The sequence below is a fragment of the Streptomyces sp. NPDC007983 genome (assembly GCF_042958345.1).
GTDB lineage: Bacteria > Actinomycetota > Actinomycetes > Streptomycetales > Streptomycetaceae > Streptomyces.
In genome coordinates this window covers 86909-109324 of the sequence record NZ_JBIBJI010000019.1, presented here as the reverse complement: position 1 = coordinate 109324, position 22416 = coordinate 86909, and the positions used below count along the sequence as shown (strand labels likewise).

Annotated in this window: 19 protein-coding genes and 1 tRNA gene; 12 read left to right on the top strand and 8 right to left on the bottom strand. The window is 71.5% G+C overall.

Annotation, left to right across the window (positions count from 1 at the left end; translation table 11 throughout):
• Positions 1-130 precede the first annotated feature (130 nt).
• The 5 genes from ACFZCY_RS37610 (at position 131) to ACFZCY_RS37590 (ending at position 5523) form a co-directional block, all read left to right on the top strand.
• Complete coding sequence (locus tag ACFZCY_RS37610) at positions 131-604, top strand: septum formation initiator family protein (RefSeq protein ID WP_391183922.1); 474 nt, start codon at positions 131-133, stop codon at positions 602-604.
• 67 nt (positions 605-671) lie between these two features.
• Complete coding sequence (locus ACFZCY_RS37605; protein ID WP_391183920.1) at positions 672-1217, top strand: DUF501 domain-containing protein; 546 nt, start codon at positions 672-674, stop codon at positions 1215-1217.
• Positions 1214-2176 carry an exopolyphosphatase gene (locus ACFZCY_RS37600; RefSeq protein WP_391183917.1) on the top strand — a complete coding sequence of 321 codons (963 nt, stop codon included), beginning with the start codon at positions 1214-1216 and terminating at the stop codon, positions 2174-2176. The genes ACFZCY_RS37605 and ACFZCY_RS37600 overlap by 4 nt, the downstream gene beginning before the upstream one ends.
• A gap of 396 nt (positions 2177-2572) precedes the next feature.
• Positions 2573-3961 (top strand): FAD-dependent oxidoreductase, encoded by a 1389-nt coding sequence (locus ACFZCY_RS37595; RefSeq protein ID WP_391183914.1) that lies wholly within the window; start codon positions 2573-2575, stop codon positions 3959-3961.
• A 245-nt stretch (positions 3962-4206) separates the two neighbouring features.
• Positions 4207-5523 (top strand): class I SAM-dependent methyltransferase, encoded by a 1317-nt coding sequence (locus ACFZCY_RS37590; RefSeq protein ID WP_391183911.1) that lies wholly within the window; start codon positions 4207-4209, stop codon positions 5521-5523.
• A gap of 75 nt (positions 5524-5598) precedes the next feature.
• Here ACFZCY_RS37590 and ACFZCY_RS37585 read toward each other — a convergent pair whose 3' ends face one another.
• On the bottom strand, positions 5599-8145 hold the full coding sequence (locus ACFZCY_RS37585; RefSeq protein ID WP_391183908.1) for an FtsX-like permease family protein: 2547 nt from the start codon (positions 8143-8145) through the stop codon (positions 5599-5601).
• A gap of 77 nt (positions 8146-8222) precedes the next feature.
• Entirely contained in the window at positions 8223-9005 is a 783-nt protein-coding gene (locus ACFZCY_RS37580) for an ATP-binding cassette domain-containing protein (RefSeq protein ID WP_391183906.1), read from the bottom strand.
• A gap of 400 nt (positions 9006-9405) precedes the next feature.
• On the opposite strand from ACFZCY_RS37580, the gene ACFZCY_RS37575 reads away from it, so the two are divergent.
• Together ACFZCY_RS37575 and ACFZCY_RS37570 are read left to right on the top strand one after the other, a co-directional pair.
• Positions 9406-9488 (top strand) — tRNA-Leu (locus ACFZCY_RS37575).
• A 206-nt stretch (positions 9489-9694) separates the two neighbouring features.
• A complete protein-coding gene (locus ACFZCY_RS37570; RefSeq protein WP_391183902.1) occupies positions 9695-10591 on the top strand; it encodes a Bax inhibitor-1/YccA family protein in 897 nt (298 codons plus the stop codon).
• 148 nt (positions 10592-10739) lie between these two features.
• Here the strand turns inward: ACFZCY_RS37570 and ACFZCY_RS37565 are convergent, their stop codons facing one another.
• Positions 10740-10970 carry a DUF4287 domain-containing protein gene (locus ACFZCY_RS37565; protein ID WP_055557681.1) on the bottom strand — a complete coding sequence of 77 codons (231 nt, stop codon included), beginning with the start codon at positions 10968-10970 and terminating at the stop codon, positions 10740-10742.
• Positions 10971-11093: 123 nt separating this feature from the next.
• Between ACFZCY_RS37565 and ACFZCY_RS37560 the strand changes: the two genes are divergently transcribed.
• The gene (locus tag ACFZCY_RS37560; RefSeq protein ID WP_391183900.1) at positions 11094-11432 is read left to right on the top strand and encodes a hypothetical protein; all 339 of its coding nucleotides are present in this window, start codon (positions 11094-11096) and stop codon (positions 11430-11432) included.
• A 21-nt stretch (positions 11433-11453) separates the two neighbouring features.
• Here the strand turns inward: ACFZCY_RS37560 and ACFZCY_RS37555 are convergent, their stop codons facing one another.
• From ACFZCY_RS37555 to ACFZCY_RS37545, 3 genes are all read right to left on the bottom strand, one after another.
• A complete protein-coding gene (locus tag ACFZCY_RS37555; protein ID WP_391183898.1) occupies positions 11454-12410 on the bottom strand; it encodes a hypothetical protein in 957 nt (318 codons plus the stop codon).
• 237 nt (positions 12411-12647) lie between these two features.
• Complete coding sequence (locus ACFZCY_RS37550; RefSeq protein ID WP_391183896.1) at positions 12648-13868, bottom strand: acetyl-CoA C-acetyltransferase; 1221 nt, start codon at positions 13866-13868, stop codon at positions 12648-12650.
• Positions 13869-14833: 965 nt separating this feature from the next.
• A complete protein-coding gene (locus tag ACFZCY_RS37545; protein WP_391183893.1) occupies positions 14834-15841 on the bottom strand; it encodes a GDSL-type esterase/lipase family protein in 1008 nt (335 codons plus the stop codon).
• Between the two features lie 190 nt (positions 15842-16031).
• Between ACFZCY_RS37545 and ACFZCY_RS37540 the strand changes: the two genes are divergently transcribed.
• A complete protein-coding gene (locus ACFZCY_RS37540; protein WP_391183891.1) occupies positions 16032-17417 on the top strand; it encodes a cystathionine beta-synthase in 1386 nt (461 codons plus the stop codon).
• A 248-nt stretch (positions 17418-17665) separates the two neighbouring features.
• Here the strand turns inward: ACFZCY_RS37540 and ACFZCY_RS37535 are convergent, their stop codons facing one another.
• Positions 17666-18070: a hypothetical protein gene (locus tag ACFZCY_RS37535; RefSeq protein ID WP_391183888.1), complete on the bottom strand. Its 405-nt coding sequence runs from the start codon at positions 18068-18070 to the stop codon at positions 17666-17668.
• An 84-nt stretch (positions 18071-18154) separates the two neighbouring features.
• Between ACFZCY_RS37535 and ACFZCY_RS37530 the strand changes: the two genes are divergently transcribed.
• Together ACFZCY_RS37530 and ACFZCY_RS37525 are read left to right on the top strand one after the other, a co-directional pair.
• Positions 18155-19537 carry an AMP-binding protein gene (locus tag ACFZCY_RS37530; protein ID WP_391183886.1) on the top strand — a complete coding sequence of 461 codons (1383 nt, stop codon included), beginning with the start codon at positions 18155-18157 and terminating at the stop codon, positions 19535-19537.
• Positions 19538-19637: 100 nt separating this feature from the next.
• Positions 19638-19913 (top strand): hypothetical protein, encoded by a 276-nt coding sequence (locus ACFZCY_RS37525; protein WP_391183884.1) that lies wholly within the window; start codon positions 19638-19640, stop codon positions 19911-19913.
• Positions 19914-19933: 20 nt separating this feature from the next.
• Here the strand turns inward: ACFZCY_RS37525 and ACFZCY_RS37520 are convergent, their stop codons facing one another.
• A complete protein-coding gene (locus tag ACFZCY_RS37520) occupies positions 19934-20722 on the bottom strand; it encodes a helix-turn-helix domain-containing protein (protein ID WP_391183881.1) in 789 nt (262 codons plus the stop codon).
• Positions 20723-21072: 350 nt separating this feature from the next.
• On the opposite strand from ACFZCY_RS37520, the gene ACFZCY_RS37515 reads away from it, so the two are divergent.
• On the top strand, positions 21073-22416 hold the full coding sequence (locus ACFZCY_RS37515; RefSeq protein WP_391183879.1) for a tetratricopeptide repeat protein: 1344 nt from the start codon (positions 21073-21075) through the stop codon (positions 22414-22416).

Sequence of the window (22416 nt, the reverse complement as noted above, 5' to 3'; positions counted from 1 at the left end):
CGGACACGTCCGAAGCGTCGACAGCGGACACGTCTGACACCTGTCCCCGGCCGCGGTCCCGTACCGTGGCCGGGGACAGCCCCTACTCAAGCGGGCACTGCTCAAGCGAAGTCATCACCGGGGAGGCGACGTGCCGGCGGATCGGTTCTCCACCGCGACCAGGCTCAAGGCGCTCGGCGAACACGCCGCCGCCCGGGTCTACCGTGCCCGGATCAAGCGCCGCAGCCGGCTCACCGGCCGGGCCGCCCTCCTCGCGCTGGTCGTCTGCTCCCTCGTGGTCGCCCTGGCCTACCCCATGCGGCAGTACATCTCCCAGCGCTCGGAGATCGCCGACCAGCGGCGCCAGGCCCAGCGCGAACGCGCCGAGGTGGCCAAGCTGCGCGAGCAGAAGGCCCGGCTGCGCGACCCCGCGTACATCGAGCGGCGGGCCCGCGAGCATCTGCACTACCTGATGCCGGGCGAGACCGGCTTCAGCATGGTGGACCCCGGCGCCAACGCCGAGCACTCCACCGACCAGGGCGCGGCCGACCGCCCCTGGTACACCAACCTCTGGGACACCGTGGACACGGCGGACGCGCCGAAGGCGGCCGCCGCGAACCGCTGACGCGCCGCGCCGGCGCCCGTCACGGTCGCACCCGGTCCGACACCGATCGAAGAGAACTTTTCCCCTCATGGACACGCCCCCTCCGCAGACGGAGCCCACCGCGCCCACCGACGCGGACATCGCCGCCGTCAAGGAGCAGCTGAACCGCGTACCGCGGGGTCTGCGCGCCGTCGCGCACCGCTGCCCCTGCGGCAACCCCGATGTCGTCGAGACCGCACCCCGCCTCGAGGACGGGACCCCGTTCCCCACCCTCTACTACCTGACCTGCCCGCGCGCCGCGTCCGCGATCGGCACGCTGGAGGCGGAGGGCGTGATGAAGGAGATGACGGCCCGGCTCGGCAGCGACCCCGAGCTGGCCGCCGCCTACCGCGCCGCCCACGAGGACTACATCGCCCGCCGCGACGCCATCGAGGAGCTGAAGGGCTTCCCGAGCGCGGGCGGCATGCCGGACCGGGTGAAGTGCCTGCACGTCCTGGTCGGCCACTCCCTCGCGGCCGGGCCCGGGGTCAACCCGCTCGGTGACGAGGCGATCGCGCTGCTGCCCGAGTGGTGGCGCAAGGGCCCGTGCGTGAGCCCCTGCGGGGACGCCGGGACGGAAGGGGGGACCGCATGACCCGCGTCGCGGCCGTGGACTGCGGCACCAATTCGATCCGGCTGCTGGTCGCCGACGCCGACCCGGCCACGGGCGAGCTGACCGAGCTGGACCGCCGGATGACGATCGTCCGGCTGGGCCAGGGCGTGGACCGCACCGGGCGGCTGGCCCCCGAGGCGCTGGAGCGCACCTTCGCCGCGTGCCGGGAGTACGCGGAGGTCATACGCGAGCTGGGCGCCGAGCGCGTCCGCTTCGTCGCCACCTCGGCCTCCCGGGACGCCGAGAACCGCGAGGAGTTCGTGCGCGGCGTCGTGGACATCCTGGGCGTCGAGCCCGAGGTGATCACCGGCGACCAGGAGGCGGAGTTCTCCTTCACCGGCGCGACCAAGGAGCTGACCGGACATGAGCATCTGAGCGGTCCGTTCCTGGTGGTGGACATCGGCGGCGGCTCGACGGAGTTCGTCAGCGGTGACGACGGGGTGCGGGCGGCCCGCAGCGTCGACATCGGCTGTGTGCGGCTGACGGAGCGGCATCTCGTCGTAAAGGGTCAAGTGACCGATCCGCCAACGGCTGGTCAGATCAGTGCCATCACAACGGATATCGGCCGGGCGCTGGATCTGGCCGGGGAAACCGTGCCCCTCACCGGGGCGTGCCGCCCGGGCGAGGGCGGGCACACCCTGGTCGGGCTGGCCGGTTCGGTCACCACCGTCGCCGCCATCGCGCTGGGGCTGACGGAGTACGACCCGGCCGCGATCCATCACGCGAGGGTTCGGGCCGATCATGTCCGCGAGATCGTGGGCAAGCTGCTGACCTCGACTCATGCCGAACGGGCGGCCGTGGGGGCGATGCATCCGGGCCGCGTCGACGTGATCGCGGCGGGCGCCCTCGTGCTCCTTTCGATCATGGAAAGGACCGGCGCCGAGGAGGTTGTGGTGAGCGAACACGACATCCTCGACGGCCTTGCGTGGAGCATCGCCTGAGCGGGATCGATAACGTATGAGCAGTAGCGGAGGGCCCCCTCGGGGGCCTTTCGCTGATGGCCGCCAAAAGAGTTCGTGAAATCCTTCACATGAAAAAATTGCCTGGTGGCCGCCTTCTGTGGGGCACCGGGGCCCCTTTTGGTGATGGTGTTCAACAAGGGGCTGGATCATGGGTCGGCCCGCTCGATACGACAGACCGGTCGGGAACCCGTTGGTCTACTCGCGCGTTCAACGACTATCGCTGCTCAGAGCGCTGCGAACGTCTTGATCCGCTTTCTGGTTCCCCCGCACGGCTATGGTGTCCGTCACGGGGGCGGCGGAGTGTAGCAGATACCCCCACATTGCTTGTGAAGGGGCTCACGAGGTCCCCCCTGTGGGGTGCTGGATACTCGAATCATGAGCACCACGGAGCGTCCCAGGATCCTCGTTGTAGGCGGTGGGTACGTAGGCCTGTACGCGGCGCGCCGCATCCTCAAGAAGATGCGGTACGGCGAGGCGACTGTCACGGTCGTCGACCCCCGCTCGTACATGACGTACCAGCCCTTCCTCCCCGAAGCTGCGGCCGGCAGCATCTCTCCGCGCCACGTCGTGGTTCCGCTGCGGCGTGTGCTTCCCAAGGCGGAGGTCCTCACCGGCCGGGTGTCGAACATCGACCAGGACCGCAAGGTCGCCGTCGTCCAGCCGCTCGTCGGCGAGTCGTACGAGCTGCCCTTCGACTACCTGGTCATCGCGATGGGCGCGGTCTCCCGCACCTTCCCGATTCCCGGCCTGGCCGAGAACGGCATCGGGATGAAGGGCATCGAAGAGGCCATCGGGCTGCGCAACCACGTCCTCGAGCAGCTCGACAAGGCCGACTCCACCACGGATGAGGACATCCGCCGCAAGGCGCTCACCTTCGTCTTCGTCGGCGGTGGCTTCGCGGGTGCGGAGACCATCGGCGAGGTCGAGGACATGGCCCGCGACGCGGCCAAGTACTACCCGAACGTGAAGCGCGAGGACATGCGCTTCGTGCTCGTCGACGCGGCCGACAAGATCCTCCCCGAGGTGGGCCCGAAGCTCGGCCAGTGGGGCCTGGAGCACCTGCAGAAGCGCGGTGTCGAGGTCTACCTCAACACCTCGATGAACTCCTGCGTCGACGGCCATGTGGTGCTCAAGAACGGGCTCGAGGTCGACTCCAACACCATCGTGTGGACCGCGGGCGTCAAGCCCAACCCGGCGCTCGCCCGGTTCGGACTCCCGCTCGGCCCGCGCGGCCACGTGGACACCGGCGCCACCCTCCAGGTGAAGGGCACCGACTACATCTGGGCCGCGGGCGACAACGCCCAGGTGCCGGACCTCGCCTCCGGTGAGGGCGCCTGGTGCCCGCCGAACGCCCAGCACGCGCTGCGTCAGGCCAAGGTCCTCGGCGACAACGTGATCTCGGGCATGCGGGGCTTCCCGCAGGGCGAGTACAAGCACGCCAACAAGGGCGCCGTCGCGGGTCTCGGCCTCCACAAGGGCGTCGCGATGATCGTCATGGGCAAGATGAAGATCAAGCTCAAGGGCCGGCTGGCCTGGTACATGCACCGTGGCTACCACGGTCTGGCGATGCCGACCTTCAACCGCAAGATCCGGGTCATCGCCGACTGGACGCTGGGCATGTTCCTCAAGCGCGAGGTCGTCTCGCTCGGCGCCATGGAGAACCCCCGCGAGGAGTTCTACGAGGCCGCCGCCCCGGTCTCCGCGGCCGCCGCCGCGAAGAAGCCCGCCGCCGAGGTCCCCGCGGAGAAGGCCAAGGCGTCCTGACGCCGGACCGGCGGCACCGGGCACACCCACACCACCGGGTACACCGGGCACCCGTACATCTGAACATCGGACATATCTGAACATCGAGCAAGCGCCGAGGGCGTCCGCCATCCGTGGGGCGGGCGCCCTTCGCGTGCGCGCTTTTTTACCGATTCCAGACGTGTCGGCGGGACTGTACGGGCGGTTCCATGGTGTTTACGTGGGGAGTGAATCTTCCTGACTCGCCATCATGGAGGTGTGCCGACATGACCCACGCCGCCGCGCGACTGGCCGCCCTGGCCGAGGAGGTGGTGGGAGCCCCGCTCCCGCTCCGCATCCGGGCCTGGGACCGCAGTGAGGCCGGGCCGCCCGGCGCCCCGGTCCTGATCCTGCGGCGCCGGCGGGCGTTGCGCCGGATGCTGTGGAAGCCGGGCGAACTCGGCCTGGCCCGGGCCTGGGTTGCGGGCGACCTCGACATCGAGGGCGACCTGTACGAGGCGCTGGAGCGGCTGGCCGGGCTGCTGTGGGAGAAGGACGAGCCCGCCGCCTCGCGCTCGGCCCGCCTCGCCACGGCGTGGAAGGCCCTGCGCGACCCGGGGACGCGCGCCGCCGTCCGCGATCTGGTCGCCCTCGCGGGCCCCGGACTGCCGCCCGCCCCGCCGCGCGAGGAGGCCGGTGCGAGCCGTGGGCCGCTGCACACGCTGCGCCGTGACAAGCAGGCCATCAGCCACCACTACGACGTCGGCAACGACTTCTACGAGCTGGTGCTCGGCCCCTCGATGGTCTACTCGTGCGCGTACTGGGACAGACCCGACAGCACGCTGGAGGAGGCCCAGCGGGCCAAGCTCGACCTGGTCTGCCGCAAGCTCGCGCTCGAACCCGGCCAGCGGCTGCTGGACGTGGGGTGCGGCTGGGGCTCGATGGTGCTGCACGCGGCGCGCGAGTACGGGGTGCGGGCGGTCGGCATCACGCTCTCCGAGGAGCAGGCCAGCTACGCCCGCAAGCGCATCGCGGACGCCGGGCTGACCGAGAAGATCGAGATCCGGGTGCAGGACTACCGCGAGATCGACGACGGTCCGTACGACGCGATCTCCTCGATCGGCATGGCCGAGCACGTGGGTTCCGTACGGTACGCCGAGTACACCGGCATCCTGCACCGGCTGCTGGTCCCCGGCGGGCGGCTGCTGAATCACCAGATCGCGCGGCGCCCCGAACCGGACGAGGAGGCGTACCACGTGGACGAGTTCATCGACCGCTACGTCTTCCCCGACGGCGAACTGGCCCCCGTCGGCCGGACCGTGACCCAGCTGGAGGAGGCCGGTTTCGAGGTGCGCGACGTGGAGGCGATCCGTGAGCACTACGCGCTCACCCTGCGCCGCTGGGTCGCCAACCTGGAGCGGACCTGGCCGCAGGCCGTCCGGCTGACCTCCCCGGGCCGGGCCCGGGTCTGGCGGCTCTACATGGCCGCCTCCGCCCTGTCGTTCGAGCGCAACCGGATCGGCGTCAACCAGGTCCTCGCCGTCCGTACGCCGGAGAGCGGCGCGTCCGGGCTGCCGCTGCGGGCCCGCGACTGGCGCGGCTGACCGGCGCCGGGAACGGCGAACGGGCTCGGTGCGCTGCGCAGCGCACCGAGCCCGTTCGGTCGTCATCCGGGGCCGTTATTCGGCCTTGATGGCCTCCAGCATGTTGAGCTTGGCCGCCCGGCGGGCGGGCCACAGGGCCGCCAGCACGCCCACGACCGCGGCCATCGCCAGGAACAGGCCCATCCGGCCCCACGGCAGGACCAGTTCGTAGGTCGAAAGACCGGTGGAGATCAGCTCACCGGCCGCCCAGCCGAAGAAGACGCCGAGGCCGATCCCGAGCACCCCGCCGAAGAGCGAGATGACCAGCGACTCCAGCCGCACCATCCGCTTGATGCCGCGCCGGTCCAGGCCGATGGCCCGCAGCATGCCGATCTCCTGCGACCGCTCGAAGACCGACATGGCCAGGGTGTTGATGACCCCGAGCACCGCGACGATCACGGCCATGGCCAGCAGGCCGTAGAGCATGTTCAGCATCAGCGTGAAGAGCTTGGCGATACTGTCGGAGATGTCCTGCTTGTTCTGGACCTGGAGGGCCGGGTTGTTGCCGAGCGCCTTGGTCAGCGCGTCCTTGTTGGCCTCGGTCGCCCCGCCCTTGGTCTTCAGCATCACCTGGAAGTCGGTGACGGTGGCCATGTGCGGGGTGATGGTGGCGGCGTCGACCATGACCCCGCGGATCATCTGGTTGCCCTCGTACACACCGCCCACGGTCAGCTTGCCGCTGCGGCCGTCCTGGTACGTCACCGGGATGGCCGAGCCGACCTTCCAGCCGTTGCTGTCGGCGGTCTTGTCGTCCACGACGACCTTCTGCCCGCCGAAGCCGGAGAACGACCCGTGGAGGAAGTCCACGCCGACCAGTTCGGTGATGGCCTTGGGGTTGACGCCCGTCAGGGAGTCGGTCTCGCCGCCGATCCTGGCCGGCGCCTGGCGCAGCGGGCTGACCGCGGTGACCTCGGGCTGCTTCTCCAGCTTCTTGGCCACGTCCGGGGACAGCGGCCGCGGCGCCCCGCCGGCGCCGCCCATGCTGACGACGTAGTCGGACTTCAGCCCGTCCGAGGCCATCTGGTCGATGCCCTTCTGGACGCTGCCCGCGATGACCGTCATGCCGGTGATCAGGGTGAGGCCGACCATCAGCGCGGAGGCGGTGGCGGCGGTACGGCGCGGGTTGCGCACCGCGTTCTGCCGGGCGAGCTTGCCGGACATCCCGAAGAGCCGCAGCACCGGCGCGGCCGCGGCGATCAGCGGCCGGGACAGCAGCGGGGTGAGCACGAACACGCCGATCACCAGGACCGCCGCGCCGAACGCCATCGGGCCCTTGCCGTCCATGCCCTGGCCGGAGCCGTACAGCACCAGCGCGACACCGGCCGCGGCGAGCAGCGCGCCGATCGTGTTCCGTACCACCAGACCGCGGGTCGTCGGCGCGGCGTGCACGCTGCTCATCGCGGCGACCGGCGGGATCTTCGCGGCGCGGCGGCCCGGCAGCCAGGCGGCGAGCACGGTCACCACGACGCCGACGAGCAGCGAGACCCCCACGGTCGCCGGCTGGACGACCAGCGGTCCGTCCGGGACGGTGGCCCCGGTCGAGCTGAGCAGCGAGCGCAGCCCGGCGCCGATGCCGACACCGGCGGCCATGCCCACGACGGCCGCGACGGCGCCGACGGCGGTGGCCTCGATCAGCACCGAGCGGGTCACCTGACGGCGGCTCGCGCCGACCGCCCGCATCAGGGCCAGTTCCTTGGTGCGCTGGGCGACCAGCATGGTGAAGGTGTTGGCGATGATGAAGATGCCGACGAAGAGCGCGATCCCGGCGAACACCAGCATGGCGGTCTGCATGCTGCTCATGCCCTGCTTGATCTGCTCGGCCTGGTCGTCGGCGAGCTTCTGGCCGGTGGCGGCCCTGGCGTCCGGCGGCAGCACCTTGTCGACCGCGGACTTCAGCGCGGCCTGCGAGGTCCCGGCGGCGGCCTTCACGTCGATCTCGTCGAACTGGCCGGGCTTGGCGAACAGCTTCTGCGCGGTGGCGTTGTCGTACAGCGCGAGGCTGCCGCCCGCCGCCACATTGCCGTCGTCGGTGGTGAAGACGCCGGAGATCTTCTCGGTGCGCACCGGGCCGTTCACGGACACCCGGATGGTGTCACCGGCCTTGTAGTGGCCCTTCGCGGCGGACTTGGAGTCGAGCGCGATCTCGCCCGCGGCCTTGGGCGCGCGGCCCTCGGTCATCGTGTACCGCGGGTCCTTGCCGTCGGGGCCCGGGTAGTAGTTCCCTCCGAGGGTGGAGAAGCCGCCGCCGAGCATGTCGCCGTTGCGGTCGGCGAGGGCGGTGAAGCCCTTGACGACCCCGGTGGCGGAGGCGGCGCCGGGCACCTTGGCCGCCTTGTCGAGCACCTGCTGGCCGAGCCGCGGCGTGGAGCCGGGGACGCCCGAGCCGGAGTCGGACTTGTGCGGGGTGATGGCGACGTCGACGCCGTCGAAGCCCTTCTCGGAGCTCTTCTGGTAGGCGGCGGAGATGGTGTTGGTGAAGACCAGGGTGCCGGAGACGAAGGCCACGCCGAGCATGACGGCGAGGACGGTCATCAGCAGCCGGGCCTTGTGCGCGAGCACATTGCGCAAGGCGGTACGGAGCATGGGAAGTCAGTCCTGGGGAGGAAGGGAGACGTGCGGAGGCTTGGAAGCGTCGTGCGGTGACGGGCGCGCGCCTCGCGTCAGCTCGTACGGCCCTTGGCGTCGAACCGCTTCATGCGGTCCAGCACCGAGTCGGCGGTCGGGTCGGTCAGCTCGTCCACGATCTGGCCGTCGGCGAGGAAGACCACCCGGTCGGCGTAGGCCGCGGCGACCGGGTCGTGGGTCACCATGACCACGGTCTGGCCCAGTTCGCGCACCGAGTTGCGCAGGAAGCCCAGCACCTCGGCGCCGGAGCGGGAGTCGAGGTTTCCGGTGGGCTCGTCCGCGAAGATGATCTCGGGCTTGCCGGCCAGCGCGCGGGCGACGGCCACCCGCTGCTGCTGACCGCCGGAGAGCTGGCTCGGGCGGTGCTTGAGCCGCCCGGCCAGGCCGACCGTCTCCACGACCTGGTCCAGCCACTTCTGGTCGGCCTTGCGGCCCGCTATGTCCATCGGCAGGGTGATGTTCTCCAGCGCGTTCAGCGTCGGCAGCAGGTTGAAGGCCTGGAAGATGAACCCGATCTTGTCGCGGCGCAGTTGGGTGAGCTTCTTGTCCTTGAGGGCCGTCAGCTCGACGTCGCCGATGCGGGCCGAGCCGCTGGAGACGGAGTCCAGACCCGCCATGCAGTGCATGAGCGTCGACTTGCCCGAACCCGACGGGCCCATGATCGCGGTGAACTCGGCCTGCCGGAACTCGACGGAGACGGCGTCCAGGGCGACGACCTGGGTCTCGCCCTGTCCGTAGACCTTGGAGAGGTCCGTTGCTCGGGCCGCCGCCGTCGTGGAACGGGCGGCGGTCTCGACGCCGGAGGTGGTGGTGGTCACGGTGCGGGGCTCCTGTCGTGCGGTGCGGGTCGTCCGGGACGTCCTTCCATCGTCCTTGCCGTGAGGAAGGACGGGATCCGTCGCTCCTCCGGTTCTGCGCGCGACTCGGGTCGTAGGCGCGCGGCCCGGAGTCCTCCTTGGGTAGGAGAGGCCCCCGAACGGGGGCATCGAGATTGCGTCAATCCGCCGTCAAAGGGGTCACAGGGCATATAAGCAGGTCCGGTCGGGCGCCGGCATCGGTGGGTACCCTGACCCACTGCTGATGGGCCCTCAGTTGCCAATAAAATAAGACAACCTCGGTCCGGTGATTCGCTGTTCGGGTTCATCGGCCCGGATAGGCTCGTGCTGCTCTCCCATGGGGAGGGAGGTACGCAGGACGTACGTCCCAGGGTGAGCCGATGCCCGGATGGTGGAATGCAGACACGGCGAGCTTAAACCTCGCTGCCCCTCGCGGGCGTACCGGTTCAAGTCCGGTTCCGGGCACCTCCAGATCTCGTAGGCGCACTCTGCGTGCGTGGCCGGTCGCCCACCGTGTGACCAGGGCTTGTCTTCGGCCCCGTACCGGCTCCCGCGGGGCCTCGCGCTGCCCGCACGCGCGTGAAAAGATCCTCCTTGGGCACTAGGGTGCTTTCTTTGCTTACCCATTACTCTTAGGTCAAGGTCGCGCAGGGCGGCCATGGAGGAGTGAGATGAGGAGCAGCAACCCGGTCTTCTCGCGACGGGGGTTCAGCCGCAGCGGCGGCTACGCCGGCTTCGGCGCGGCCCAGCAGGCCGGGGGCCCCGCCGCAGCCCAGGGCAACCCCTACGCGGGCAGCAACCCGTACGCGCAGACGCAAGCCGCACCGGCCAATCCCTACGCGGCCGGTGGCCAGCAGAACCTGACGCCCGAGCAGCTCCAGCAGATGTACGGAGCGCCCCCGGCCGGTCCGCAGACCGGCCGGATGACGATGGACGACGTCGTCATGCGCACCGGTATGACGCTGGGCACCGTCATCGTCGCCGCGGCCGTCGCCTGGATCGCGCACCTTCCCCTCGGTGCGGGCATCGGCGCCGCGCTGGTCGCGATGGTGCTCGGCCTGGTGCAGTCGTTCAAGCGCGCGCCCTCGCCCGCGCTCATCATGGGGTACGCCCTCTTCGAGGGGCTCTTCCTCGGCGTCATCAGCCAGGTGTACAACGAGCGCTGGTCCGGCGCCCCGATGCAGGCGGTCCTCGGCACGATGGCCGTCTTCGTGGGTGTGCTCGCCGCGTACAAGACCCGGCTCATCCGGGTGAACGCGCGCTTCCAGCGCTTCGTGCTCGCGGCGGCCATCGGCTTCCTCTTGCTGATGGCGGTCAACCTGCTGTTCACCGTCTTCGCCGGTGGTGACGGCATCGGCTTCCGCAGCGGCCCGCTGGGCATCGTCTTCGGGATCATCGGCGTCGTGCTCGGCGCCGCGTTCCTCGCGATGGACTTCAAGCAGGTCGAGGACGGCGTCCGGTACGGCGCTCCGCGCGAGGAGTCCTGGCTGGCCGCGTTCGGTCTGACGCTGTCGCTGGTGTGGATCTACCTGGAGCTGCTCCGGCTGATCTCCATCTTCAGGGACTAGCGTCCGGGGCCGGCGGCCCCGTCGCCGATCACGCTGAAGGGCCCGTGGAGGCAATTGCCTCCACGGGCCCTTCGCGGTCTTCTGCGGCCTAAGCCGCTCTCGTCTCGTGCCCCTCTGTGGTACACGCTGGAAGCCTCCGGGCAGCGGGCTACAGCAGCTTGCGCGCCGCGCGCCTCAGGTCGTGTTCGTGGATGATCGCTTTGGCGTGCCCATAGGCGAGCTGGTGCTCGCCCCGCAGCCAGCTGACCTTCTCCTCGAAGCGGAAGAAGGCGGGACCTTCGTCTACGGTGCGCAGCCAGTCGGCAACGTCACGGCCGGTGCATTGGGGGATGCGGGAGAGTAGGTTCCGGTGAGTCTCGTCGGAGAAGATCTGGGACATCGGCGCCTCCGGACGCGTCCATTCCGGACCCGGGTTCAATCACCCGGGTGGGGTCCTTCAGCTCACCGTGCCTGAGTGTTCGGCCGTTGGCAACAGTCCGTGGGTGGCGCATACGCTCTCGGCGTGGATGATGCGACCCCGTTGCTCCGTGCCGTAGACCGTCTCGCCGATCGGCTGCGTGCCCTCCCGCAGTCCCGGCTGCACCAGGGCGCGGCGGCCGAAGGTCTGGCCCTGGCGAGGGAATTGTCGGTGCGGGCCCAGCGTCTGGAGGAGCCCGGGAACCCGCCGCGGATCATGCCGGACGCGGGGGTTTTCGTGATCGCCGACCAGGTCGCGGTGGCCGGTCATGATTTGGTGCACGCGCTGGAGCGCGCGCCGGGTGGCGCCGCGGACGCGGGAAGCGGGCGCATATCCGAAGCGGTCGCGCTCGTCGAGGCGGCGGCCGGGCGCTGCGGCCTCTGAGGCGGCCGCGGGTCTACGGGGTCACAGCGAGGCGATGACGCGGTCGGCGAGGACGTACACGTTCTCGTCCCCGCAGCCGAAGGTGAGCGCGTACGCGCCCGAGACGCCCGAGCCGCCGAGCAGCACCGGGGCGGTGCCCTCGCGCAGGGCGTCCGCCAGCCGCTCGGCCGTCTCCCGGTGGCCGGGGGTCATGCAGATCGTGGTGCCGTCGGCGAAGACGTACACGTCGAGCGTGCCGAGCGGCCCGGGGCGTACGTCCGCCAGCGGCGTACGGGCCTCCGCCAGCTCGGTCAGCCGGGCCACCGTCCGCTCGTGGTCGGCGATCGGCGACGAGGGCGTGAAGTCGGGGTGCGAGGGGTGGCGGCGGCGGGCGGCGGCCAGCTCGGGCGACTCGACCGCCTCGGCCTCCTGCTCCGTCTCGGTGCCCAGCTCCGCGCCGACCTCGGCGCCCACCTCCAGCTCCATCGGGTCCTCCGGCTCCTGCTCCGCCGCGCAGTCGCGGGCGTCCGGCCCCAGCGCGTCCAGGCCGAGCAGGGGCTCAAGACCGGCCAGGTCTGCCTGGCGTGGCACGAAGAGCGGCGCGTCGTGCGGCGCGTCGTGCTGGGCGTCCTCGCCGAGCCCGGCCAACCCGCCGAGCAGCGAGGGGGCGTCGGACGAACCGGCCGAGTCCCGGGCCTCCTGGGCGGCCCAGAACGCCCGGGCCTCGGCCAGCTCGCGCTCCCGCTCCTCGGCGAGCGCGTCGGCGACGGCCGCCCGTATCTCGGCGGCGGGCGTCGCGCGGGCGGCGGGCACCGCGACGGCGTCCTCCCCGGACCGGTCCGTCCGGCCGGCAGCGGTGGCGGCGGCGACCGCGGCGGCCAGTTCGGCGCGCAGCTCGGTGATCTGCCACCGCACTCCGCGCGCGGTGTGCAGGGCTGCGGCGCCGGTGGCCGTGGCGGCCACCGCGGCCAGCAGGAGGGCAAGGGTCATGGGGCTCACTGACGTAACTCCCGGTTGCTGTCGATCCCCCGAATTCCTACCTCAGCTTGACCCGGATCGCCTCTCGGCGTCAGTGCGTGACGTCGTCCAGCGGACCGAAGTCCATGCCCGGAAGGGGACCGTCCACTACCGCTGACCTGGGGAGACGCGGCTCCCCCAGGACGTTGGTCACATCCTGGGGGAGATTGGGTCACAACTCGCGCTCGGGCCGTGTATCCGCCGGAGCCCGGCTCGGATTCAGCTCAGGCGCTCGATGACCATTGCCATGCCCTGGCCGCCGCCGACGCACATGGTCTCCAGACCGAACTGCTTGTCGTGGAACTGCAGCGAGTTGATCAGCGTGCCGGTGATCCGGGCGCCGGTCATGCCGAACGGGTGGCCCACCGCGATCGCGCCACCGTTGACATTGAGCCGGTCCAGGTCGATGCCGAGGTCCCGGTAGGACGGGATGACCTGGGCGGCGAACGCCTCGTTGATCTCCACCAGGTCGATGTCGCCGATCGCCATCCCGGCCCGGGCCAGCGCCTGCTTGGACGCCTCGACCGGTCCGTACCCCATGATCTCGGGGGAGAGGCCGGAGACGCCGGTGGACACGATCCGGGCCAGCGGCGTGATGCCCAGCTCGCGCGCCTTGGTGTCGGACATGATCACGAGCGCGGCGGCGCCGTCGTTCAGCGGGCAGCAGTTGCCCGCGGTGACCAGGCCGTCGGGGCGGAACACCGGCTTCAGGCCCTGTACGCCCTCCAGCGTGGTCCCCGCGCGCGGCCCGTCGTCCGTGGCCACCACGGTGCCGTCGGGGGTCGTCACAGGGGTGATCTCGCGCTCCCAGAAGCCCTTCTTGATGGCCTCCTCGGCGAGGTTCTGGGACCGCACGCCGAACGCGTCCATGTCCTCGCGGGTGATCCCCTTGAGCCGGGCCAGGTTCTCGGCGGTCTGCCCCATCGCGATGTACGCGTCCGGGACCAGCCCGTCCTCGCGCGGGTCGTGCCAGTCGGTGCCCGCCTGCTCGGCCCGCGCGGCCGTACGGGCCTCGGCGTCGGCGAACAGCGGGTTGTGGGTGTCCGGCAGCCCGTCCGAGGTGCCCTTGACGCTGCGCGACACCATCTCGACGCCCGCAGAGATGAATACGTCCCCCTCGCCCGCCTTGATGGCGTGCAGCGCCATCCGCGAGGTCTGGAGGGACGAGGAACAGTACCGGGTGATCGTGCACCCGGGCAGATGGTCCATCCCCATCTGCACGGCCACGATCCGCCCCAGGTTGTGCCCCTGCTCCCCGCCGGGCAGCCCGCAGCCGAGCATCAGGTCGTCGATCTCCCGCGGATCGAGCTGCGGAACCTTGGCGAGCGCGGCCTGAATGATCTCGGCGGTCAGGTCGTCGGGACGCAGATCCTTGAGCGACCCCTTGAAGGCACGGCCGATGGGCGAACGGGCGGCAGAGACGATCACGGCTTCGGGCATCACGGCTCCATGGGGCGGATCGGGGGTGCGACTGGGACTGTGAGGGAAGTTACCCGCACGTAGAGCGGGGGTCACGGGGCGAGTGCTGTGACGCGGAACTCTTTTTCCTAAGCGTACGCTCAGCCGCCCCACCCGGGGGGTCTTCCCCCACCCCGCCCCTCCCCGAAACCGTGGGCTGCGCCCCCGGGCCCCCGACCGGGCGCCGCCCCGGCGCCCTGTCGGGGGCTGGCCTGGCGGCCCGGCTGTCCGGCGCGGACGGCGAGGCGCAGCGCCCAGGGCCAACGCCCCTTCGGCCCAGGGGGCCACCCGCCCAGCGGGCCCGCTCCCCGGCCCAGGGGCCGCCGGTCCGGGGTCCGCCAGTTCCGGCCTGGGCGCCGGGGCCCGGAGGGGGCCGCCATCCGGCCGTCGGGACTGCGGGTTCGGGGCCCGGCACCCGGCCCTGCCGGGGCCGCCGTGGCGGGCGGAGGCTGCCTCTCCGGGGCGCGGTCCGGTCCGGAGGCCCGCCGCCCAGCGACGCTTCTGGGAGCCTCCCGGGCCCGCCGCTCCGGGCCGGGGCGGCCGGCCCGGGACAGCGAGGCCGCTGTCCGGCCGAACCGGGCCGCGAGTCCGGGACAGAGGCCCCATCGCCCTGCCCCGACCGGGCGTGCCGGTCTGGAGCGCGTCGGGGCCTCCGGGGTGTGCTGTGGGTCCCGCCCCACCGGGGTGCGATTGCGGAGCAGACGCCTCACCCCAGCCCCTCCGGTGATTGAGGAGCGGGGGTGTGGGGGCGGAGCCCCCACCCGGGGGACGGGGCGGAGCCCCTCACGTGGCGGAGCCCCTCACGTGGCGGAGCCCCTCACGTGGCGGAGCCCCTCACGTGGCGGAGCCCCTCACGTGGCGGAGCCCCTCACGCGGCGGAGCCCCTCACGCGGCGGAGCCGCATATCCGGTGCTGCGGGAAGGGGCGGGGTGGGGAACAAGCCCCCCTCAGTGCGGCAGCGGGGGCGCCGGGGCGGAACCCTCGGCAGGGGTCTCGGTGGGCGGCTGGCGGCGCCGCAACAGCCGGGCCCACGGCCCTCGGGCCGCCGTCACCTCGGTGCCGCCCTCCGCCGCGGCCTCGGCCGCCGCCGTGGCCACCGGCAGGATGCCCTCGTCGCGAGTCTCCGGCGCCTCCTCCGGCCACAGCCCGAGCGTGTCGCACAGCGTGGGCAGCACGGCCATCGCGGCCGTCGCGTACCCCTCCGCCGAGGGGTGGTAGTTGTCCGGGCCGAACAGCTCTCGCGGATTGGCCGCGAACTCCGGCCCCAGCAGATCGCCCAGCGACACCGTACGGCCGCCCTGCTCCACCACCCCGATCGTCTGCGCCGCCGCCAGCTGGCGGCTGAGGCGTCGTGCGACGAAGCGCAGGGGCTGGTAGACGGGCTCGATGGTGCCCAGGTCGGGGCACGTGCCGACCACGACCTCGCACCCCGCCCCGCGCAGCCGCCGCACCGCCTCCGCCAGCAGCCGCACCGACTGGGCGGGCGGCATCCGCCCGGTGACGTCATTCGCGCCGATCATGATGACGCAGACGTCCGGCAGCTGCTCCGGATCGTCCAGCACCAGCGTGACCTGCCGCTCCAGATCGCTGGACTGCGCGCCGGGGAGCGCCACGTTCCGCAGGTCCACCGGGCGTTCCGCCACCGCCGCGAGCCCCGAGGCCAGCAGCGCGCCCGGCGTCTGACTAGGGCGGTGGACGCCCTGTCCGGCGGCCGTGGAGTCGCCGAGGAAGGCCAGCCGCAGCGGGGGCTGGCCGGTCCTTCGGGCGAAGGCGAAGCCGTAGCGGCCGTCCGCGCGCGGCGGAGCCTCCTCCGACCCGCCCACGATCCGTTTCGCCAGGGACACCTCGGTGAGCAACAGCACGGCGGTCACCCCGCCCAGCAGCCCGATCCCGCCGCCGCCGTACGCCGCCGCGGCCGCGATCCGCCGCGCAACCCTCGCCCTCGACATCGACATGGGTCCAGCCCACCTCCGTCCGAACGCCTTCTGTACCTTTGTACGCCTTGCTGACCAGTTGGTGCCCCCTGCGTGCTCGACCCCAACCACACGGGCCGGCGGGCGGTTCCGCGCAATAAGCTGGCTGTACGGGCCCGCGACGCGGCCGTCCCGACGCGGAGATCCCGCGGATTCCGGACCAGGAGCAGGCGTGCAGTACTACGAATCGATGATTGAGCTGGTCGGCAACACCCCGCTGGTCAAGCTCAACACCGTGACCGAGGGCATCCGGGCGACCGTTCTGGCCAAGGTCGAATACTTCAACCCCGGCGGCTCGGTGAAGGACCGCATCGCGGTACGCATGATCGAGGCGGCGGAGGCGTCCGGCGCGCTGAAGCCCGGCGGCACGATCGTCGAGCCGACCTCCGGCAACACCGGTGTGGGTCTGGCGATGGTCGCCCAGCGCAAGGGCTACAAGTGCGTCTTCGTCTGCCCGGACAAGGTCTCCACCGACAAGATCAACGTGCTGCGGGCGTACGGCGCCGAGGTCGTCGTCTGCCCGACCGCCGTCGACCCCGAGCACCCCGACTCGTACTACAACGTCTCCGACCGCCTGGTGCGCGAGACCCCCGGCGCCTGGAAGCCCGACCAGTACAGCAACCCCGACAACCCGCGCTCCCACTACGAGAGCACCGGCCCCGAGCTGTGGGAACAGACCGATGGCAAGATCACCCACTTCGTGGCGGGCGTCGGCACCGGCGGGACGATCAGCGGCACCGGCCGTTACCTGAAGGAAGTGAGCGAGGGCCGGGTCAAGGTCATCGGCGCCGACCCCGAGGGCTCCGTCTACTCCGGCGGCAGCGGGCGCCCGTACCTGATCGAGGGCGTCGGCGAGGACTTCTGGCCCACCGCGTACGACCGGACCATCGCCGACGAGATCGTCGCCGTATCCGACAAGGACGCCTTCCAGATGACCCGGCGGCTCGCCAAGGAGGAGGGGCTGCTGGTCGGCGGCTCCTGCGGCATGGCGGTCGTCGGCGCGCTCAAGGTCGCCGAAGGGCTCGGCCCGGACGACGTGGTCGTCGTGCTGCTCCCGGACAGTGGCCGCGGCTACCTCTCCAAGATCTTCAACGACGAGTGGATGGCCGACTACGGCTTCCTGGAGGAGGACGGCCCGGCCGTGCGCGTCGGCGACGTCCTCCAGGGCAAGACCGGCGGGCTGCCCTCGCTCGTCCACATGCACCCCGACGAGACCGTGGGGGAGGCCATCGAGGTCCTGCGGGAGTACGGCGTCTCGCAGATGCCCATCGTGAAGCCCGGCGCCGGACACCCCGACGTGATGGCCGCCGAGGTCATCGGCTCGGTCGTGGAACGCGAACTGCTCGACGCCCTGTTCGCCCAGCGCGCCTCCCTCGGCGACCCGCTCGAAAAGCACATGAGCCCGCCCCTGCCGCACGTCGGCTCGGGCGAGGCGGTCGAGGACCTGATGGCCGTCCTGGGCCGGGCGGACGCGGCGGTCGTACTGGTCGAGGGCAAGCCCAAGGGTGTGGTGAGCCGTCAGGACCTGCTCGCCTACCTGGCCAACGGCGCGAAGTGACCCCCGGGTTGGCGCTTCGGCGAAGTGGTACGTGAGCGTCACGCTCCCGCAGCACAGGGTTAACACAGCTCCGGCAGATTAGGGGATGTCGGAAAGGACGACACCGACACCCTGGATGTGGCGACAGGACCTCCGGAGCGGCTCCCGGACCTCCATGGTCGCCCGGGACGCGGCTTGCCGCGTCCCTCGCGGGAACCGCCGTCGTCCCGCCCTCGGCATACGCCGGGGTGCGGCGGTTCCCGCGCCACTCATCGGTCCCGGCGGAACCGGGAGAAGAAGCCCAGCGCGTGCACCGCGTTGACGCCGACGATCCCGGCCCAGGTGATCAGCAGCCCGGTCTCCCCGGCGTTGACCGCGCCGATCGCCGACAGCGGCACCGCGAGCACCAGGGACACCCCGACGAAGGCGAACCGCTCACCGAGCCCCAGCCCCGCCGCCTCCCCGCCCGGGGAGGGGCGCGCGCCGCGCGCGGCGGCCATCTGGCGCTCGGCCTGCTGGCGGCGCAGCTCCCGGTCCGACGTGGCGTCGAAGCGTTGCTGGACCTTCTCCAGGAAGGCGTCGATCAGTTCCGACTCGTACTCCGCGCCCAGTTCCTTGCGGGCCTGCAGGGTCGCGTCGAGTTCCTTCTTGAGATCGGGCTCATAGCCGTCCATGCATCGAAAGGTACGGTCACGGGGACGCTGTGTCGGTAGGGCCAGCCCCCGAAAGGCATAGGGGGCCCGAAAGGAGTCAGTTCCGTGACCGCACCTCTCCTCACCTCCCTCGCCGCACCGGACGGTGACCGCCCCGACGCGCTCACCGTCGGCGGCCGTGCCCTCTCGCGCGAGGAACTGCTGGGCGCCGCGGGCGCGGTGGCCGCCCGGGTGGCCGGGGCGCCGGTCGTCGCGGTCCGGGCGACCGCGACCGCGGAGACGGTCACGGCGGTCGTCGGCGCCCTGCTCGCCGGGGTGCCCGTGGTCCCCGTACCGCCGGACTCCGGGCCCGCCGAACGCGACCACATCCTGCGCGACTCGGGCGCCACGCTGCTGCTGACCGGCGACGCCGATGTGGAGGCGCCGATCGAGACGATCCCGGTGAGCCTGGCCGAACGGGCGGCGTGGACGAAGCCGGAGCCCGACCCGGAGTCGACGGCGCTCATCCTCTACACCTCCGGCACCACCGGCGCGCCCAAGGGCGCCCTGATCTCGCGCCGCGCGGTCGCCGCCGACCTGGACGGGCTGGCCGAGGCCTGGGCCTGGACGCCGGACGACACCCTGGTCCACGGGCTGCCGCTGTTCCACGTCCACGGCCTGGTGCTGGGCGTCCTGGGCGCGCTGCGAACGGGCAGCCGCCTCGTCCACACCGGCAAGCCGACCCCGGCGGCGTACGCGGCGGCGGGCGGCAGCCTCTACTTCGGCGTACCGACGGTGTGGAACCGCGTCGTCCAGGACCCCGAGTCCGCCCGCGCACTGTCCGCCGCCCGCCTGCTGGTCTCCGGCTCGGCGCCGCTGCCCGCCCCGGTCTTCCGCGACCTGGAACAGCTCACCGGCCAGCGCCCGGTGGAGCGCTACGGCATGACCGAAACCCTCATCACCATCTCCACCCGCGCGAACGGCGAACGCCGCCCCGGTTCCGTCGGCACCCCGATCAACGGCATCCGCACCCGGATCGTCGCCGAGGAGGGCGCCGAGATCGGCGAACTCCAGCTCACCGGACCCACCCTCTTCGACGGCTACCTCAACCGCCCCGAGGCCACGGCCGGTTCGTACACCGACGACGGCTGGTTCCGCACCGGCGACATCGCCGCGGTCGACCCGGACGGCTTCCACCGCATCGTCGGCCGCGCCTCCACCGACATGATCAAGTCCGGTGGCTACCGCATCGGCGCTGGCGAGGTCGAGAACGCCCTCCTCGACCACCCCGCCGTCCGTGAGGCCGCGGTCGTCGGCGCCCCGCACGACGACCTCGGCCAGCAGATCGTCGCGTACGTCGTCGCCGACGGCATCGGCGAACAGGACCTGATCGACTTCGTCGCCACCCAGCTCTCCGTCCACAAGCGCCCCCGCAAGGTCCGCTTCCTGGACGCCCTCCCCCGCAACGCCATGGGCAAGCCCCAGAAGAAGCTCCTGCCCCCGGCCTGACCGGGGCCGGACCCTCGGTCGGGGTCCAGGCGCCATTGCCACCCATGAACTCCCTGTCTACCGTTGGCCATTCCGGACAGACGGATGACTGGAGAGACCGATGGCCCGCGCCTGGGAAGCCGACCGCTCCGCATCGTTCGCGCGCCGATTGGGCAAGTCGGCGCGCGAACTCGGAAAGACCGGAGGGCGCGACGGATGCCCCGACATCTGGCAGCTCGACAACGGTGACATCGCGGTCATCGGCCGTGACCTGACCGACGCCTACCGCGCGAAACTCCCCGAGGACGCCAGCATCGCCCCGGACGAGCGGCTCGTCGTCATCCCGGGTGCCACCCTGAGCGCCGCGAAGCCGGACATACCCGATGCCCGGGCTTGACCGTCTCCGCCGCGAGTCGGTCACTCCGGTGGGACGCTGTACCGCTCCAGGGTCGCCTTCGATGTCGAGGTGTCCATCAGCCGCAATTCCCACGGCCCTGTGTTGACGTCGAAGTCCTTGCCGAACCCGACCCACTTGCCGGCCATGCGGCGACCCGTCGGCTCCACGAGCATCTGGATCGCGCCGTGGTAACACGCCCCCTGGTAGTAGCCGTCCGTGGCCGTCTGCTCGGTCCAGGTGCCCGTGACCACGCTGCGGTCGACGGTGAGGTCCAGGGAGAGTGGTGAATCGGGGTTCAGGGACGCCCCGTTCAGTGACCGTCCCGTCAGGCGGTTGCCGTGCTGGACGAGCACCACGTGATGCCTGCCTTCGTAGACGTCCTCACGGCCTGACGAGTAGTACTCGTACCGGGAAAGCCAGACGCCGCTGAAGTTGTCTCCCGTCGTCTGCCCGCTCGCCCGGGTGTCGGCGGATGCGGGGGCGATACCGACGGTGCCCTCCGTGCTCGGCGCCATGTCGTGGCCTCCCGCCCCATCGCCCCGCACTCGCGCCATGGGCACCTGCGGGGCAAAGCCCAACGACTCGACCGGCACCCCTGTGACCTTCTCCAGCGCGCGGATGTAGACCGGCCTCGGCGACCTGCTGATACCGGATTCCCAGCGTTGGACCAGCCGTTTGCTGGCCTCGTTCGGCTCACCCAGCTCCACACCTGCTCGGCGAAGCGCTCTCGCCAGGTCGTCCTGGCTCATCCGCAGGCCGATCCGCACGGCCCGCAGTGCGTCGTTCGGTACGTGCACCTCGGTCGTCATGGCGTCCACGCTAGCCTCAGATGCCCGTCAATGACACCTAAATGACGCCTTTTGGGGGACGTCCGAACAACGCCCTTTCTGTCGTCGCGATGGTCTGGCCGCCGACGGCACCATCACGACCGAACGCGACAGAAAGGGCGGATCGCGATGGACAGGGCGGCAAGAGGGGAGCGGCTCATGAGTATGCGTGTGTCCCGTGACAGTGGCCGGACGTGGGGCGCCGAAGTGCTGGTCATCAGCAGCGGCCCGCTGGCTCCCCTGCTCACCTCGGCGTGGCCACCGTGCCGATGTTTACGCTGCGTGCCCAGGTCAGGTGCCGAGTCCAACCGGTGGACGGGCGGAACGGCCCAGTGAGCGGGGAGCCGCCAGCGGTCCCCGGGCCCGATCGCTACGAATTCCACGACCTGCTGCGCGCCTACGCGGCCGACCAGGCGCGGCACGAGGAGCCGCCCGAGGACCGCGAGGCGGCGCTGCGCCGGGTGTTGCTCTGGTATCTGCACTCCGCGGACGCGGCCCAGACCTGGATCAACCCGCACGAGGCCCATATCCCGCTCGAACCGCTGAGTGAGGGCGTCACCCCCGCCACCTTCGCGGACTACGACGAGGCCATGCGGTGGTACGAGGCGGAGCGCGGCAATCTGCTGGCCGCCACGCGCGCCGCAGAGGAGGCCGGTCTCGATGTGATCGCCTGGCAGCTTCCGGCGGTGCTGCGGAGCGTGCACATGATCCTGAACCCGTTCGAGGAATGGCTCACCATGAGCCGGATCGGGCTGGGCGCGGCGCGCCGGGTGGGCGACCGCACGGCGGAGGCCGAGCTTCTGGAGAGCCTGGGAATGGCCTGCACGCAGTCCCATCGCCTTGAGGAGGCCGCCGAGTACCACCAGGGCGCCCTGGCCGCCCGCCGGGAGACGGGGGACCGGCTCGGGGAGGCGCTGTCGCTCAACGACATCGGGCTGATCCACTTGCGGGGGCGTCGGCTGGAGGCGGCGAAGCACCACTTCGAGCAGGCCGCGACCCTGTTCCGGGAGTTGGAGGCCGCCCACTGGGAGGCCGTCGTACTGTCGAACCTCGCCGAGGTGACGTACGGGCTGGCCCAACTGGACGAGGCGTCCGACTTCGTCCACCGCGCCCTGGAGATGCACCGCGAGCTGGGCAACCAGGGCGGCGAGGGCAACGCCCTGCGCATCCTGAGCGCCGTCCAGCGGGAGAGCGGGCAGCCGGAGGAGGCGCTGCGGTCCGCCCAGGACGCGCTGGACATCGCCCTCGCCCACCGCAATCACATGTGGGAGGGCTACTGGCTGCTGGAGCTGGGCCGGGCGCAGCAGGCCAACGGCGCGTTCGGCGACGCCCTGGTCTCGTTCCAGCGGGCCGCCTCGCTCCAGCGCCGTCTCGGCGACCGGTCGCGGGAGGCGCTGGCGTGGGACGGCGCGGGGGAGACGTACCGGCGGCTCGGACGCCCGGCGGAGGCGGCCGACTTCCACCGCCGCGCGGTGGCGGCCCACCGGGAGCTGGACGACCAGTGGCACACGGCGCTCGCCCTCGACGGCCTCGCCGGTGCACTGCGCGAGGCGGACGAGACGGGAGCCGAGGAGGAGGCGCGGCGGCACTGGGCCGAGGCCCTGCGCGCGCTCGCCTCCTACGACGACCTGCGGGCGGCCGCTCTGCGCGAACGCATCACCGCCGCCCTCGCGTAA